Genomic DNA, 16,573 nt, shown 5'->3' on the forward strand with positions numbered 1-16,573 from the left:
CCGATGTCGAGTTCAGACCACTGGCACGACGCCCGAGGCCTTAGGGTGCATCTTTGCATTCACTGCCTCGGAGTCATCATGTCCAAGCCCATCACCGTACTGCGCGACACCCATCCCCTGCCGGTCCTGGATGCCTGCAAATGGGAAAAACTCGAAGGCGACCCGCACACCGTCAACCTCAACGCCTACACCAGCGAAGACGGCAGCAAGATCATGGGCACCTGGATCTGCACACCAGGCAAGTGGTACGTGGAATACGTGAAGTGGGAATACTGCCATTTCCAGGAGGGCTACTGCGTGATCACCCCAGAAGGCCTGGAACCGATCCATTTGCGGGCTGGGGATATCTTTGTGGTGGAACCGGGGATGAAGGGGACGTGGGAAGTGGTCGAGACGGTGCGTAAGTATTTTGTGTTTGCGTGAGCAACCACGTTATTTGTGGTGAGCGGGCTTGCCCCGTTGGGGTGCGTAGCGGCACCTGAGCCTGGCGCCGGGTTCTGACTGCAGAAATTCGGTGACCCTGATGGGGCTGCTGCGCAGCCCAACGCGGGGCAAGCCCGCTCGCCACAGAAAGCCCGCTCGCCACGGAAAGTCTGCTTGGCACAGAAAGTCCTCAGGCCACGAAAAGTCCGCTGGCGACGGAAAGCCCGCTTGCCGCGACAAGCGGGTTCAGCACTCTACTTGGGTTTGCGATAGCTGTTGATGATCGCCGAGAAGTCCTTGCCGCCTTCCCCGCGCTGGCTCATCGATTGATACAGCTGCTGAGCTACGGCGCCCAGAATCACCGGTTGTTTGGCCTGACGTGCCGCCTCGGTAGCCAGGCCCAGGTCCTTGAGCATCAAATCGGCGCCAAAGCCACCGGTGTAGCCGCGCGATGACGGCGCAGTTTCAATCACGCCCGGCCATGGGTTGTAGGTGTCGGAACTCCAGCAACGTCCGGTGGAGCTGTTGATGATGCCGGCCAGCACTTGGGTGTCGATCCCCAGCGCATCGCCCAGCGCCATGGCTTCGCTGACGCCGACCATGCTGATACCGAGCAGCAGGTTGTTGCAGATCTTGGCGATTTGCCCGGTGCCGACCTCACCGCAATGCACGATGTTACGCCCCATCTGCGCCAGCACCGGTTGCAGGGTGGCGAACAGTTCAGGGGTGCCGCCGACCATGAAGGTCAGGGTGCCGGCACTGGCGCCGCCGGTGCCACCGGAGACTGGAGCGTCAGCCACGACCACACCTTGCTTGGCCGCCGCAGCCGCTACGTCGCGGATCGTCTGCGGGTCGATGGTGCTGCAATCCACCGCCGGCACGCCTTGGCCGATACCAGCGAGTACGCCGTCTTCATTCAGCCACACGCTACGCACATGCGCGGCCGCCGGCAGCATGGTGATCACCAGCTCGGCGTCTTTCGCCGCATCGCGGGGTGAATCGCTGATAGTGCCGCCCAGCTCGGCCAATTCCTTGAGCACGGCCTGGTTCAGGTCAAACAGGTTCAGCGCGTGGCCGGCCTTGATCAGGTTGCGGGCCATGGGCGCGCCCATGTTGCCCAAGCCGATAAATGCAATCTTCATGGTCGTCTCCCGGAATCAGCGCAGGTTGATGGTGGTATTGACGCCATCGTTGACCGTGTCGTCGTCGAACCAGCGGCTGGTGACGGTTTTGGTCTGGGTGTAGAACTGCACCACTTGCTTGCCGTACGGGCCGAGGTCGCCGAGCTTGGAGCCACGCGAACCGGTGAAGCTGAAAAACGGCACCGGCACCGGGATCGGGATGTTGATGCCGACCTGGCCCACGTCGATTTCGCTCTGGAATTTACGCGCCGCCGCACCACTCTGGGTAAACAGGCCGGTACCGTTGCCGAACGGGTTGGCGTTGACGAGCGCGATGGCCTCGTCGAGGGTCGCGACTTCGAGCACCACCAGCACCGGGCCGAAGATTTCCTGGGTGTAGATCTGCATGTCCGTGGTCACGCCCGAGAACAGGGTCGGGCCGACAAAGTTGCCTTGCTCAAAGCCCGGCACCTTGATGTCGCGGCCGTCCAGCTCGAGCTTGGCGCCTTCTTTCACACCGCTTTCGATCAGCTCGAGGATGCGCGCCTTGGCGCGTTTGGAAATCACCGGGCCGACATCGGTACCGGCCTCGCTGCCGGCATTGACCTTGAGTTTTTGCGCCAGCGCCTTGAGGTCCGGCAGCCATTGTTTGGAGGCACCGACCAACACCACCACAGAGGTGGCCATGCAACGCTGGCCCGCTGCGCCGAAACCGGCACCGACCAGCGCATTGAGGGTGTGTTCGCGGTTGGCATCCGGCAGCACCACGGCGTGGTTCTTGGCGCCCATCATCGACTGCACGCGCTTGCCGTGTTTGCCGGCCAGGTCATAAACATGCGTACCGACGGCGGTCGAACCGACGAAGGACACGGCCTTGATGTCTTTATGGGTGCACAGCGCATCCACCACATCCTTGCCGCCGTGCACCACGTTGAGCACGCCGGCCGGTACGCCGGCTTCCAGCGCCAGCTCCACCAATAGCACGGTCGACAGCGGGTCCTGCTCGGACGGCTTGAGGACGAAGGTGTTACCGCAGGCGATCGCCATCGGGAACATCCACAGTGGAATCATCGCCGGGAAGTTGAATGGGGTAATGCCGGCACACACGCCGATGGGTTGGCGCAGGGTATAGGTGTCGACGCCACCGGCGACGTTTTCAGCGAATTCGCCCATTTGCAGAGTGCCGATGGAGCACGCGTGCTCCACCACTTCCAGGCCACGGAAAATATCGCCCTCGGCATCGGCAATGGTCTTGCCCTGCTCGGCGCTGAGGACTGCGGCGATGCGCTTGGAATGTTCGCGGATCAAGGCTTGCAGCTTGAGCATGATGCGCATGCGCGCGCCGATCGGGGTCAACTTCCAGGTCTGGAAGGCGCGCTGGGCAGCGTCGATGGCGGCATTCACTTCATCGGCAGTGGCAAACGGCACTTTGGCCAGCACTTGCTGGGTGGCCGGGTTGACGATGTCGTGCCACTCGGTGGTCTTGGACTCGACCCATTCACCGTTGATCAGCAGCTTGACCTGTTGCACGGAAATATCGGCAGATGCGTTCATGTGGTCTCCAATCTTGTAGTTATGCAGAGACAAGGCGCGTGAATCGCCTTGGGAATGAGGCGTTTTTGGAGTATAGATGTGCAAATCTCTAATAAGAACGCACATAAAAGCCGATCCAATATGCAAAAAAACATCACATCATTGGGCTCCCTGAACTGGGACGACCTGAAGTTTTTCCTCGAAGTGGCCCGCACCCGCAAGGCCAGCGTCGCGGCCAAGCGCCTGGCGGTGGACTACACCACGGTGTCGCGGCGCATCAGCTCGTTGGAAGTGTCGCTGGGTACTTTGCTCTTCGAGAAATCTCGGACCAACGGCTTCGTCCTCACCACCGAGGGCCAACGTTTGCTGGGGTACGCCGAGTCCATCGAGAGCACCCTGCACATGGCTTGCGAGCAGGTGTCCGGCTCCGGCGTGGCACTGTCCGGGCATGTGCGCATGGGTTGTACCGAAGGCTTCGGCAGTTTTTTTGTCACCCCGCAGCTCAGCCATTTCGTCGACACTTACCCGGCGATCTCGGTGGACATCCTGCCCCTGCCCCACTTCATCAGCCTGTCCAAGCGCGAAGCCGACATTGTCATCGCCCTGGAACGCCCGGAACACGGGCCCTATGTGTGCTGCAAACTGTGTGACTACAAACTGCAGCTGTATGCGACCCAGGAATACCTCGACCAGCACCCCCCGATCCGCAAACCCACGGATTTGGCCGAGCACCCGTTTATCAGTTATGTGGATGACCTGGCGTTCAGCTCCGAGCTGCTCTACCTGGCGAACGTGGTGCCCGGCGCCAGCGCCAGCCTGCGCAGCACCAGCGTGATTGCCCAGTACGTGGCGGCGCAGCAAGGCCGCTCGATGGCGATATTGCCGTGCTTCCTGGCGGCGCAGGACCCTCGGTTGCTGCCGGTGCTGGGGGAGCAGATCACACTGACTCGGCAGTTCTGGATGTACTGCCGGGAAGACTTGCGCAAGTTGAAACGCATCACTTTGCTGTGGGATTACATCCGCGAGGTGACGGAACAGAACCAGGGCTTATTGATGGGGGAGACGCGGGAGATCAAGTTTGCAGATTAAGGGGTGCGCGCGGTGTTGCAGCGAGCGCACTGCAAAATAAATGGGGGGGCTGGCTTGCCTGCGATAGCGGTGTATCAGCCAGCTTAGCCTTGACTGATACACCGCCTTCGCAGGCAAGCCAGCTCCCACATTTGAACTGCGGCGGATGCAAGATTTTGGTTAGACACAAATAGTGTGGAAGCTGCGGCGAGTGCAAGATTTTGGTCAGACACAAATAAGTGTGGGAGTTGCGGCGAGTGCAAGATTTCAGTCAGACACAAATAAGTGTGGGAGCTGCAGCGGGTGCAAGATTTTGGTCAGACGCAAATAAGTGTGGAAGCTGCGGCGAGTGCAAGTTTTTGGTAAGACACAAATAAGTGTGGGAGCTGGCTTGCCTGCGAAGGCGGTGGGTCAGCCAGCTTAGCCTTGACTGATACACCGCCTTCGCAGCCAAGCCCAGCTCCCAAATCTTGAATGCAGTGCAGGTGGAAAACCCGCTTAGTCCGCACTCACCACAATCGACACCCGCCGATTCTCCGTACGTCCCGCCGCCGTCGCGTTCGACGCCACCGGCTCGCTGCTGCCCAACCCGCGTAGCTGGATGTTTTCTTCCTTCATGCCCACACCGATCAGCACCGTGGCCACGCTCTTGGCGCGGCGCAGGGACAGTTGCTGGTTGTAGGTTTCCTTGCCCGAAGCGTCGGTATGGCCGTCGACGCGTACGCGCTCGATGCCCACGCCGAGCAGGGCCTTGCCGATACGCTGGACGATCTCGGTACTGGGCTGGTTGAGGGTTTCGACGTCGCTGCCAAACAACACTTTGCCGGACAGACCGAACGCCCAACCCTCGTCGGTCAGCTCAAAGCCTTGTTGCTTGAGCACCGCGACCTGGGCCGGGGTCAAGCCTTTGGGTGGGGCGGTCTGGCAACCGCTGAGAGCCAGCAGTGACACCAGCACGGTGATGAAGATAAAACGCGCGGTCGAAAACAAGGGATCAACTCCTGTGTTGAACATTGACGGCAGGGCTCTCCGACTCCGCCGTTTGCTGGCCGCCCTGGGCCTGCCGTTTGGCCTGGTACATCGCTGCATCGGCGGCATTGAGCAAGGTGCCGGGCGTGGCGCCATGATCGGGGTAGATGGCAATGCCGATACTGAGGGAGGTCAACACCTGGGTATTCCCAGGCACGGCAATCGGCACGTCCATGCTGGCGATAATCTTGTCGGCGATGCGCTGGGCGTCTTCCACTTTATGCAACGGCGCCAGCAGGATGGCGAACTCATCGCCGCCCAGGCGCGCGACCAGGTCATCTTCGCGCAGTTGTGCCCGCACGCGTTCAGCGACGGCCACGAGGACGGCATCGCCTGCGGCATGGCCAAAGCTGTCGTTGATTTCCTTGAAGCGGTCGCTGTCGAGGTAAAGCACCGCCACCTGCTCCTTGACCTTGGCCGCGCTGCGCAAGGCGCGAATCAGCCGACCTTCGAAAAACGCCCGGTTGGGCAAGCCAGTGAGGCTGTCGTGGTTGGCCTGGTGGGCAAGGGTTTCGTTCTCGCTTTGCAGGTGGCTTTGCCAGGCCTCCATTTCACCGAGCAGCGCATTGAAGTCGCTGCCCAGGCTGTCGAGTTCGGCGATCCGCGCGGGCGGCACGCGGCGGTCGAAGTCGCGCTCGCTGCGGGCGGCATGGGCCACGGCTGCGAGGCGTTGCAGTGGCTCGGTAATGCCGCGCAACAGACGCCGCGCCAGGTGCAAGGCCACCCACGCACTGAGGGCGGTACAGATCAGGATCCCCGCCAGCCCACTCAGCAGGAAGCGCAACAGGCTGCCGCCATGGCCAGTGACATGAATGCTGCCGATGGTGCGCCCCTGGTGCAGGATCGGCTGGCTGATGGGCTGTTCGAGCAGGGTGTGCGCCAGCTCCAGTTCAAGCCGTGAGAGCATGCCGGTTTCCGGACGCGTCCACTGCGCCAGCAGCTTGCCGTTGACATCCAGCACTTCGGCCTGGGCCACCTCTTCGGTGGAAGCGATCAGGCTGAGGGCTTCGGTGGCCGCCGCGCTGTCGTTGAACACCACCGCGGCTTCTACGGTGTAGTTGATCGAACGTGCGATCAAATGCAGGTTGTGCTCGGCGTACACGCGCAGCGCCAGCACGCCGAGCAGGGTCAGCGACACACTGGCCAGGCTCACCGCCACCAGCGCGAGGATCAGGTGCCCCCGGCCGATGACCGAGCGCAGCGTCGGTCGCACCTTATCGACCTTCATGGCGCAAGCGCTCGACGGCGCGACAGTTGCAGCACGCTGGGGTGAATGCGCACGCCGCTGCGCGCCACGGAGTCGAGATTGACCTCGAACGACACCTGATCATCGCCGACCCGCAGGCAGAACAAGCTGCCGACCGTGCACTGGTCGCCACCTTCGCTGATGCTCAGCACCGGGTGCCCGATCAACGAAGCGAACAGACGGCTGCGCTCATCGCCGCTGAGCTTGCCGATGTAAACGGCGTCACAACTATTGACGATATCAGGGTGGTCGGCGAGCAGGCGCTGCACCACCACCGGGCGGCCGGTGGCTTGGGTGGTGCCCTTGACCAGGTCGTCGGTGTATTGGGTCGGCCCGACGATGCACAGGCGCAATTGCGCCGGCTCCACCGGCCAACGCGCGTAACTGAGGATACCCAGCACCACTTGGGTCACCGCCTGGGCGCGGGAGTCGGCGGGGCTGGACGCCTGGGCAAAGGCGCCGGGCGCAAGCAGGCACAGAACCGCCACCAGCAACAGGCGTCCCCAGCTCAAACGGCGCTCTGTGGGCGAGACAGCCACGTTCATGCAGCGATTTCTCTCAGGTGTGTACAAAGTGATGCCGCAACGATAGCACAGCAACGGAAAACCCCGCGAAGCGAGGCTTTCGCGGGGGCCGCTATTTTTTCAGAAAAATCAGGCGACTGAATCAGAAATATCGCATGACCTGTCAGTCAGTTTTTTCCGTCTCCTGACCCAGTTCCAGCATCAACCCGCTCAAGCGCTTGACCTTGCGTCGTACCGCTTCTTCAAACACGCCGCCACGGGGTTCGATCAGGCTGAACCAGCGCTTGGCGCGGGTGATCCCGGTATAGATCAGCTCTTTAGTGAGCACCGGGTTCAATGCGTCCGGCAGGATCAGCGCCGTGTGGGTGAACTCCGAGCCTTGGGACTTGTGCACGGTCATGGCGTACACGGTTTCGACATCATTCAGACGGCTGGGCAGTACAAAACGCACACCGCCCTGGCCATCATTGCGCGGGAAGGCCACGCGCAATACCTGCGGCCCCCCGTCGCTTTCGGGCAGTTTGAGGGCGATGCCGATATCGCCGTTCATCAAGCCCAGGCCGTAATCGTTGCGGGTCATCAGCACCGGGCGGCCTTCGTACCATTGCTCGTCACCTTCGATCAGCCGCACCTTGCGCAAGGCCGCGGTGATGCGCAGGTTGAGGCCTTCCACCCCCCACGGTCCCTTGCGCACGGCACAAAGCAACTGGAAGGCGTCGAAGGCTTGCAACAGTTGTTGCGCCCAGTGGGTCCAGGCAGCGTCCTCGCGTGGAGTATCCAGGGACGGGCGCGCGCTGTGCAGCAGGTTGAGGTAATAGCGATAACCTTCGGCGCCATCACCCTGCCCGTCCAGTACCAGCCGCTCCAGGGCGTGGTCGTGTTCGCCCTTGAGGCTGACGCAGAACAAGTCGCGATGGCTGCGCGCGGCCAGCAACTTGCGCGCTTCTTCGGCATTCTGCTGGTTGACCCAGCGCGCCAATTGGCCGATGCCACTGCCCTCGCCGAAACGCCGCGAGTAACGCAACATCACCACTTGCTGGGCCAGCGGGTGGCTGCCATCGAGGTCTTCCTGCAGGCCGCTGGCGTCGAGGTCTTCGCCGCTGACCGCCTGCAGCCACTGACGCGTCTCTGGGCTGTACCAACCGGCCTCGGCGTCGCGACACAAATCGCCGAGTACGGCGCCCGCCTCCACCGACGCCAGCTGGTCCTTGTCCCCCAGCAGCACCAGCCGCGCATGGGGCGGCAAGGCGTCGAGCAGGTTGGCCATCATCTCCAGGTCGATCATCGACGCCTCGTCCACCACCAGCACATCCAGCGGCAGTGGGTTGCCCAGGTGATGACGGAAATGCCGAGTACCCGGGCGGCTGCCCAGCAGGCGGTGAACCGTGGTGACCTGGGTCGGGATTTTTTCCCGCACGCTTTCGGGCACTTTCAGCGACAGTACTTGCTGGCTAATGGACTCGGTAAGCCGTGCGGCGGCTTTACCGGTGGGGGCGGCCAGGCGGATGCGCAACGGTGTGCCGACTTCCACCGCAGGCGCCTGCAACAACGCGAGCAGGCGCACCACGGTGGTGGTCTTGCCGGTACCGGGACCACCGGTGACGATGCTGAATGCCCCGCGAGTCGCCAGGGCGCAGGCGAGTTTTTGCCAGTCGATCACACCCTCGGGCGCGGGCTGGTCGAACAAGCCATTCAAACGCTGGGGCAAATCGGCAGCGACGCTTTCCTGGGTGGCGAGGCGCTGGCGCAGTGCCGTGTCGATACGTCGTTCATAGGTCCAGTAGCGGCGCAAATACAGGCGCTTGCCGGACAGTACTAGCGGACGGCTTTGGGCTGATTCACTGCCATCGACGGCCAACGCGACCAGGCCGCTGGCAGCCAGGGCATGGCACCAATGGGCGCCGTCCAGACCGTCGAGCAACTGCGACGGCAGCAGCATGGCAGTGGTCTGCAGATCGCCTTCGGGCGGCAAGGACAAGGCGAAGTCCGGCGCTTTCAGGGTCTCGAACAGGTCCAGACAGACGTGGCCATGGCCCAATTGGTGGCTGGTCAGCGCGGCCGCCAGCAGCACCAGGGGGTCGGCCTGCGGGTCGAGTTCATGCAGGAAGCCGATGAAGGCTTTGTCGAGGGCGCGCAACCAGCCACGCGCCACCCAACGTTCCAAGAGTTGCAGCAGGTCGGCGGCGCGGCTGAGGGGCGCCAGTTCCTCCAACGGCAATGGCGACAGGCTCATAACAACACTCCTTGTTCCCAGGCGGGCTCAACCTTGGGCGGGATGGGCTTGCCCTGGAACAACAGATCCAGGCCTTCGATCAATTCGCGCGGTGGCCGAGTGAAATACGCGCCCTGGCTAGCGGCCTGCGTGCCGCGCAGGAACAGGTAGAGGGCGCCGCCGACATGGCGGTCGTAGTCGTAGTCCGGCAGGCGCGCCTTGAGCTGGCGATGCAGGGCCAGCAGGTAAAGTACGTATTGCAGGTCGTACCGATGCTCGAGGATCGACTGTTCCATGGCGGCTTGGGTGTAGGCCGAATCGTCAGGACCGAGCCAGTTGGACTTGTAGTCAGCCACGTAATAGCGGCCATCGTGTTCGAAAGTCAGGTCGATAAACCCCTTGAACATACCGTTGAGCAACACCGGTTCGGCGGCAACGCGAGACACGCCGTTGTGGGTGTACTGGCACACCAGCTTGTCGAGGGCGAGTACGTCTACCTTGTGGCTGGCGAACCAGAACTCCATTTCGATCTGGTAGTGCTGCAAGCCACTGAGGCTGACCTGGCCGTTATCCACGGGCAACGGGGTTTGCAGCAAGTGAGCGAGCCAGTCGCTGAGGGTGACGATCCAGCCCTCCCAGTTGCGCCGATTGCAACGCGCGCCCACGGCTTTTTCGATCGCCTCGGGCGTTACGTTGAAACCATCTTCGCCGGCCCACTCCAACAGGCCATGGAGGAAGGTGCCTGGGTTCGGGCCACGTGGGAAACGGTGAATATCACCGCCGGATGCCGGCACTTCGCGCGGTGCGTCGGGGTCGAGGCGCTCGTCATCAAACAGCTTCTGGGCTTGTGGGCTTTCCGGCGCTTCGAGGCTGGCGGCGCTCATGCTGTCGCCAATACGCAAGGCGCTGTAGGAAGCGATCCACCAGTTTTCCGCGGCCTTGCGTTTGGGCAGCAACGGTGCAAGCAGCGTGGCTTCGTTACGCGGCGGGTGGAACAGGATGGCTTGAGCTTCGGGCACGTGGGCGTAGTGAATCGCGGGGCAGCCTTCCTGCAGGTCCAGCAACCAGCGCGCCAGGCCGGCAGATTCGCCCAGCAACGAACCGGCGCCGAGCAAATAGCCCAGCGCCGACAAGTGCAGCACCGAACTGCTGCTGTTGCCACGCTTGAGGTCGGCGACACCCAGCCAGCAGGCGTGTTTGGCGCGGGTCAAGGCGACGTAGAACAAACGCAGGTCTTCGGCCAGGCGCTCGTCGTCAGCCAGGGCAATCAACTCGGCGGTCGGCCGCAGGCTCACGTGGGATTTACCCTGCTCGTCGTGGTAGTGAAGCGGCAAGCGGCTGCCGTCCACAGGCTTGGCCGAGCAGATGAAGGGCAGGAAAACCAGGTCGTACTCCAGCCCCTTGGACTTGTGGATGGTCACGACCTTGACCAGTTGTTCATCACTTTCCAGGCGCAGGATCTGTTCTTCGCCGGCCTGTCCCGACAAGGCGAGGTGTTCGGCCAGATGGCGAATCAGCGCCTGTTCGCCATCCAGTTCCGCAGCAGCTTGTTGCAACAATTCGCTGAGGTGCAGCAGGTTGGTCAGCACCCGCTCGCCGTCGCTGCGAGCGATCAGGGTTTGCGGCAGTTTGAAATCGTGCAGCAGGCGACGCAACATCGGCAGCACGCCCTGGGTGCGCCAGATGGCGCGGTAGCCACGGAACTGCATGACACGGGATTCCCACGCCAGCTCATCCTGATTCAGACGCTCCAACTCCGGCAGCGACAGGTTCAAGGTGACACATGCCAAGGCGGCTCGCAGCGGGCGCTCGACGTCCGGCTCGGCACAGGCCTTGAGCCAGGCCAGCAGGTCGTGGGCTTCCTGGGCGGCGAACACTGAGTCCTTGTCCGAGAGGTACACACTGCGCACGCCCCGGGCGGCCAGCTCGGCGCGCACGGCTTGGGCCTCCTTGCCATCGCGCACCAGGATGGCGATGTCTGACGGCAGCACGCCTTTAAAACCCGCCTCCGGATGTAGGAAACCGGCTGTGCCTTGCTGACCGCCATTGAGCAGTTCAACAATCTGCGTGGCACAGGCTGCGGCCAGTTGCTGGCGGTACACCGCGTTGGAAACCGGCTGATCGGTGGGCAGGTGCCAGAGGTTCATCGCTGGCACTGCTTGGCCGTCGACCTGCAATTGCTCCTTGCGGCCTTGGGACAGCACCGAGTGGAACGGTACCGGGTTCTGGCCGTCCGGCTCGCGGAACAGGAACGCGCCACGGCCAGTTTCCGCACGTTGAAACACGTGGTTCACCGCCTCGACCATCGCGTGGCTGGAGCGGAAGTTGGTGCCCAGGGTGTGATGGCGGCCGGTGGTGGATTGGCGCGCACGCAGGTAGGTGTAGATGTCGGCACCACGAAAGGCATAGATCGCCTGCTTGGGGTCGCCGATCAGGAACAAGCCACTGTCGAGGTGGTTTTCTTCGATGCGGTAGATGCTGTCGAAGATGCTGTATTGCACCGGATCGGTGTCCTGGAATTCGTCGATCAGCGCCACCGGGAACTGCTCGCGGATCACGCTGGCCAGGCGCTCGCCACCGTCGGCCTGGAGGGCGGCGTTGAGACGAATCAGCATGTCGTCGAAGCCCATTTCGGCGCGACGGCGTTTTTCTTCTTCGAAGCGTTTACCCACCCAACCGGCAGCATGCTGCAACACCGCCGCGTCAGGCGTTGGCAGTGCGTCGAGCGCAGCTTTGAGGCCAGCCATAGCGTCGATACCGGGGTGCTGCGGCGGGTCGCCCTTCCAGGCTTCGGCCATGCCTTCGGGCGTCAGGCGGGTGAAGCCAGTGCCGATGTCCAGTTGCTCAAGGGTTTCGTCAGCGGCCCAGGCGCTGACCTTTTCGAACCAGGGTTCGAAGTAACGCGCCTGCATCTTGCGGCCGTCGACGGCTTTGGCGGCCACGGCCTGCAGGCAGATGTCACGCAGCTCGGCGGCCCATTGCTGCCAAGGCGCCTTGAGGTGTATCAGCGCTGCTCGACGCTCTTGCAGGCAGGCGTTGATCAGCTCGGCAGGTTCACGGGCTTCATCCGTGGGTCGTTCACTGCCGAACAAGGCGCGTACCCGTGGCATCAAGGCAGCAGGGCCGCCCCAGTTGTTGCGCACCCAATTGAGCGCGTCGTCATGCATCGGGTAACAGAACAACCGCCAGTAATCGCGCAAGACTTCGCCAAGCAGATCACTGTGGTCAGTTTCCAGGGTTTGAGTGAACAGGCTGCCGCTGTCGAACGCGTGCTCGCGCAGCATGCGCTGGCACCAACTGTGGATGGTCGAAACAGCAGCTTCATCCATCCACTGGGCGGCGATGTCCAGGCGATTGGCGCAGGCGGGCCACTGCTCAGGCGGGTATTGATCTCGCAGCTCGGCAATCAGGGCATCGGGTTGCGGTATTTCATCGCGAAAGAAACGTGCCGCTTCTGCCAGGCGGATGCGAATGCGTTCGCGCAACTCCTTGGTGGCGGCGTCGGTGAAGGTCACTACCAGAATTTGTGGGGGCAGCAGTTCGCGGCCAAAACCGCATTCATCACCACCGTGGCCGAGGACCAGGCGCAAGTACAGCGCGGAAATAGTGAAAGTCTTGCCGGTACCGGCGCTGGCTTCGATCAGTTGGCTGCCTTGCAGCGGGAAGGCCAGGGCCAAGGGTTTGCTGCTCATGCGCCGGCCTCCTCGCGGGTGAGAGATCGCCATGCGGCGTTGATCAGTGGGCGGTACAAGGTTTCGCACCAGCCTTCGAACTCTTCACTGGCGACCAACGCGGCGTAATCGGGGAATTGTCGTGTGAGTGCCGGGGTTTCACGGCGTTCGCCATCAGTGGTCATGCCATCACCTTCATAGGCCTTGCTGGCAGCGGCCTGGGCCTTGGCCGGATCGGTCTGGCCAAGCCAGGCGAACGCGGTTTTAACCGCCACGGGCAAAGGCTTGCTCATGCCGTGGTGCCAGGCCAAGAGCAGGTTGGCGAGGATCTCCCGGGCAGTGGTCGGATCCAATGGGGCCAGCAACAAGGTGTCGTCGCTGGCCACCAACCCTGTACTCAACGGCAGGCCACAGGCGCAGGCAACCACGTGATTGACCCAGGGCCGAATCAGGCGGTGCCATTTGCGCGTCTTGATCGAGCCGATGCTGTTGGGGATGGTGGTCACGCTCAGCAGGCCGCCATCACTGCGTCGATGCAGACCGCTGATCCAGCCTTCCAGCTGGATACCTTGATGCTCAAAACTGATCGGTTCGGCGGTAGTGTGGGGCTGCGGCCAGAGCGCCAGAAGCTGCTGATAGCGCTGCAGCAGGTCGGGCAATGGCTCAATCAGCTCGTTGCGCAGGCACTCGCCGAAACCGACCATTGGCAGCAGGCCACTGCCTTGCAAGCGCAGGGCTTGGGCATTCAGGGCCTGGTCGAGGTGATCGGGATGGCTCAGCGCCGCACTCAAGAGACTGTCGCTCAGGCTGTAGCGTTGTAATGCGTCGAGGACGAAGGGCTCTTCATCGGCCAACGGCACCTCAGCGGCTTCAAAGAACACCTTCAGACGTTGACTGAAGAAATGTTTGACCGGGTTGCGCAGGAAGTCCTGCAACTGGCCGAGACTCAAGGGTTCTTCTTGCTGGTGCGGCGCCAGTTCGTCCTCTACGGCAATGGCCTCGACTGCGGCGTGCAGCAACTGCCATTCACGGGCATAGCTGAACAATGGATCGCCTTCATGGAAGTAGCGGGCGCTGAAGGGTTGGAGCGGATGCTCCTGGGTCATCGCTTCGAGCAACGGCTCTTGTGTGTGTGCGTTATGCCAGCCGCTGGCGAGATGATCGCGCAATTGGCCGATCAGCACCGAGGCCGGGCGATCACTGTTGTCACGGATGCTGCGGCCGACCCAACTGATGTAGAGCTGGTCCCGGGCAGACAGCAGCGCCTCCAGCAGCAGGTAACGGTCATCTTCACGGCGTGAACGATCGCCGGGGCGGTAGTCGCTGCCCATCAGGTCGAAATCCAGCGGCGGTTGCGCACGCGGGTAATCGCCGTCGTTCATGCCAAGCAGGCAGACCAACTTGAACGGGATCGCGCGCATGGGCATCAGGGTGCAAAAATTGACAGCTCCGGCGAGGAAGCGTTGGGACAAACGGCCTTCATCCAGACCGGCCAACCAGGCCTCACGTACTACGGTCAGGGGTAACTCGTCATACAGGCCGACCGACTCGCAGGTTTCCAGCCAGGTTTCTCGCAGTTGTTCGAGTTGGCCCAGCAGGAAGTCATCGTGTTCGCTGCTGGGCAGGAAGAACAACTGCATCAAGCGTTGCAGGCGTTCGCCCCATTCGTGTGGCGCGGCCGGTTGCGACAGTGCTTGATGCGCGTCATTAAGCGCATCGAGCAGAGCGACCAAGGGACCGATCAGCGCGGCGTCGAGGCCACCAATTTCATCGTAAGGCTCAATGCCGTCGCAGGCGAGACCCGTGCCGACGGCATAGCCCAGCAACATGCGGCGCAGGCCGAATCGCCAACTGTTTTGCTCCAGCTCATTGGGCAGGCCGAGGCCGGCACGTTGCTCGGCATTGAGACCCCAGCGGATCCCGGCACCCTCGATCCAGCGATGCAATGTGGGCAGGTCGCGCTCCTTGATGGCGAAGCGTTCGCGCAGCGCGGGAACGTCCAGCAGGTCAAGGATTTCGCTGACCGGAAAGCGGCTGTCGGGTAGCTTCAGCAGGTGCTCGACGGCGATCAGCAGCGGATCGCGGCCACGTTGGCCCTGGTCAGTGAGGGTAAAGGGAATGAAGCGTGGATCAGTTCGCTCCAACTGGCCGAATACGGCACGGATGTGCGGCGCGTAGCTGTCGACGTCGGGAACCATGACGATGATGTCACGCGGGCGCAGCGCAGGGTCCGCGCTGAAGCGTTGGAGCAGTTGGTCGTGGAGGATTTCGACCTCACGCTGGGCGCTGTGGGCGACATGAAAGCGTATTGAAGTATCACGCTGCAGGTCGACAGCGGGCCATAGCTCACGGGTTTCGTTGAGTGGGCGCAGTTCGAGGATGTCGTCCTGGAGCTGATTGAGCAAGGTACTGGGTTCGCTCTCGCTGAACAGGTCGATGCGGCCGTCACGGAAGGCCGCGCGGTAGCTATTGGGGTCGTCGTAACTGTCCAGCAGGCTGATGTAGTCACGCCCTTGTTTGCCCCAGGCTGCCAGCAGCGGATGGGCGTGCTGGTGAAGGGTCTGCGGATCGATGGTGACGGGCATGCCGGCTTTACGCGCCTGGCGCTTGTATTCGTTACGTAGCAGGTCTTTGTCGGCAACGATGTCGGACCAATGGTGGCGACATGGATTGTGCACGCACAACAACACTTGGCTGAACCGCGCCAGGCCGGCGAGGGCTTCAAGAGCCTGGGCGGGCAACGAGGAAATACCGAAGACAATCACTCGGGAGGGCAAGCCTGGTGGGGCTTTCTCAAGGGTATTGATGCGCTCGATAAAGCGCTGGTGTACACCGGCACGGCTTTGGGCCATGCCCTCCTCGCCTACATCCAGCAACAGCGCGCGCCATAACTCAGCTTGCCAGCAGTTGGCTGGGTCCAGGGGCTTGGTTTCACCGCGGCCGTTACGCAACTGATGGCGGCCGGCAGCCCAATCTTCCAGCCAGTCGGCACGATAGACCTGGTATTGGTCGAAGAGATCGGCCAGGCGCTCAGCGAGTTGGTAGCGTTTGCGCAGATCGGCGTCGTGAGTGAGGAAACGCTGCAGAGGTTCGAAGTACGGTTGATCGATCAACTCCGGGAGCAGGCGCATCAGGCGCCATGTCAGCGGGGCTTTATCGAGCAGGGATTTTGGCGGGATTTCGTCACGGCCCAGGACCATGCGATAGAGCTGCCACATGAAACTGCCGGGGAGTTGCACATCGATGGCAGCCGCGATTCCACAGCCGCCCATATCGTCCTCTTCCGGGTCTTCGGCCAAGGCCAACTTGAGCCACTGGGCAATGCCGTTGCTTTGGACCAGGGCGATTTCGTTTTCCAGGGGCGCAAGCGGATATCGACGCATCCAGCTGACAACCAGGCTGCGCAGTTCATCCAGGCGGTTGCCGTGAACCACCATGAATCCAGCGCTGAGGGACGTCGCATCCGGCATAACGGCTTCCTTGGGAAAAGCAAAATCGAGGGAGCGACTTTAGCATTGAAGGCGGTATTGGCGGTCTTGGGATGCAGGATATGGGGAGATTTTGGCTGTCGCGACAGTATCAGGCTCGGGACGCTACGGTTAACGCGCATCGCGTGTATCAAATAGAACAGCGGAGGATTAGCACTACGCGACGGCATCTGCGCATTTCCGACCGCCCAAAACAAAACCCCTGTCTGCGTTAGCAAACAGGGGTTCTGGAATTTAATCTTGACGATGACCTACTCT

At 62.2% G+C, this 16,573-nt stretch carries 10 protein-coding genes; 2 read left to right on the plus strand and 8 right to left on the minus strand.

The window, feature by feature from the left end; genetic code table 11:
• Positions 1-78 precede the first annotated feature (78 nt).
• Positions 79-423 carry a cupin domain-containing protein gene (locus tag AC07SI_RS28655; protein WP_010566207.1) on the plus strand — a complete coding sequence of 115 codons (345 nt, stop codon included), beginning with the start codon at positions 79-81 and terminating at the stop codon, positions 421-423.
• A 254-nt stretch (positions 424-677) separates the two neighbouring features.
• Here AC07SI_RS28655 and mmsB read toward each other — a convergent pair whose 3' ends face one another.
• Both mmsB and AC07SI_RS28665 read right to left on the minus strand, forming a co-directional pair.
• Positions 678-1,565, minus strand: a complete 888-nt coding sequence (gene mmsB, locus AC07SI_RS28660; RefSeq protein WP_065908412.1) for a 3-hydroxyisobutyrate dehydrogenase — start codon at positions 1,563-1,565, stop codon at positions 678-680.
• Between the two features lie 15 nt (positions 1,566-1,580).
• Positions 1,581-3,098 (minus strand): CoA-acylating methylmalonate-semialdehyde dehydrogenase, encoded by a 1,518-nt coding sequence (locus AC07SI_RS28665; RefSeq protein WP_495006988.1) that lies wholly within the window; start codon positions 3,096-3,098, stop codon positions 1,581-1,583.
• Between the two features lie 120 nt (positions 3,099-3,218).
• Here AC07SI_RS28665 and AC07SI_RS28670 point away from each other — a divergent pair, with 120 nt between their 5' ends.
• Positions 3,219-4,166 (plus strand): LysR family transcriptional regulator, encoded by a 948-nt coding sequence (locus AC07SI_RS28670; RefSeq protein WP_065908407.1) that lies wholly within the window; start codon positions 3,219-3,221, stop codon positions 4,164-4,166.
• A 477-nt stretch (positions 4,167-4,643) separates the two neighbouring features.
• Here AC07SI_RS28670 and yfiB read toward each other — a convergent pair whose 3' ends face one another.
• The 6 genes from yfiB to recC all read right to left on the minus strand — a co-directional run bounded on the left by yfiB (position 4,644) and on the right by recC (position 16,297).
• On the minus strand, positions 4,644-5,135 hold the full coding sequence (yfiB, locus tag AC07SI_RS28675) for an outer membrane lipoprotein YfiB (protein WP_106802626.1): 492 nt from the start codon (positions 5,133-5,135) through the stop codon (positions 4,644-4,646).
• Positions 5,136-5,139: 4 nt separating this feature from the next.
• Complete coding sequence (dgcN, locus tag AC07SI_RS28680; RefSeq protein ID WP_065908403.1) at positions 5,140-6,402, minus strand: diguanylate cyclase DgcN/YfiN; 1,263 nt, start codon at positions 6,400-6,402, stop codon at positions 5,140-5,142.
• On the minus strand, positions 6,399-6,965 hold the full coding sequence (gene yfiR, locus AC07SI_RS28685) for a regulatory sequestration protein YfiR (RefSeq protein ID WP_495006989.1): 567 nt from the start codon (positions 6,963-6,965) through the stop codon (positions 6,399-6,401). Before yfiR ends, dgcN begins: the two co-directional genes overlap by 4 nt.
• Before the next feature lie 142 nt (positions 6,966-7,107).
• Positions 7,108-9,177 carry an exodeoxyribonuclease V subunit alpha gene (gene recD / locus AC07SI_RS28690; RefSeq protein ID WP_495006990.1) on the minus strand — a complete coding sequence of 690 codons (2,070 nt, stop codon included), beginning with the start codon at positions 9,175-9,177 and terminating at the stop codon, positions 7,108-7,110.
• Entirely contained in the window at positions 9,174-12,848 is a 3,675-nt protein-coding gene (recB, locus tag AC07SI_RS28695) for an exodeoxyribonuclease V subunit beta (RefSeq protein WP_495006991.1), read from the minus strand. Before recB ends, recD begins: the two co-directional genes overlap by 4 nt.
• Complete coding sequence (gene recC, locus AC07SI_RS28700) at positions 12,845-16,297, minus strand: exodeoxyribonuclease V subunit gamma (protein WP_495006992.1); 3,453 nt, start codon at positions 16,295-16,297, stop codon at positions 12,845-12,847. Before recC ends, recB begins: the two co-directional genes overlap by 4 nt.
• Positions 16,298-16,573 lie beyond the last annotated feature (276 nt).

The organism is Pseudomonas sp. GW821-FHT05D12, from assembly GCF_059419825.1.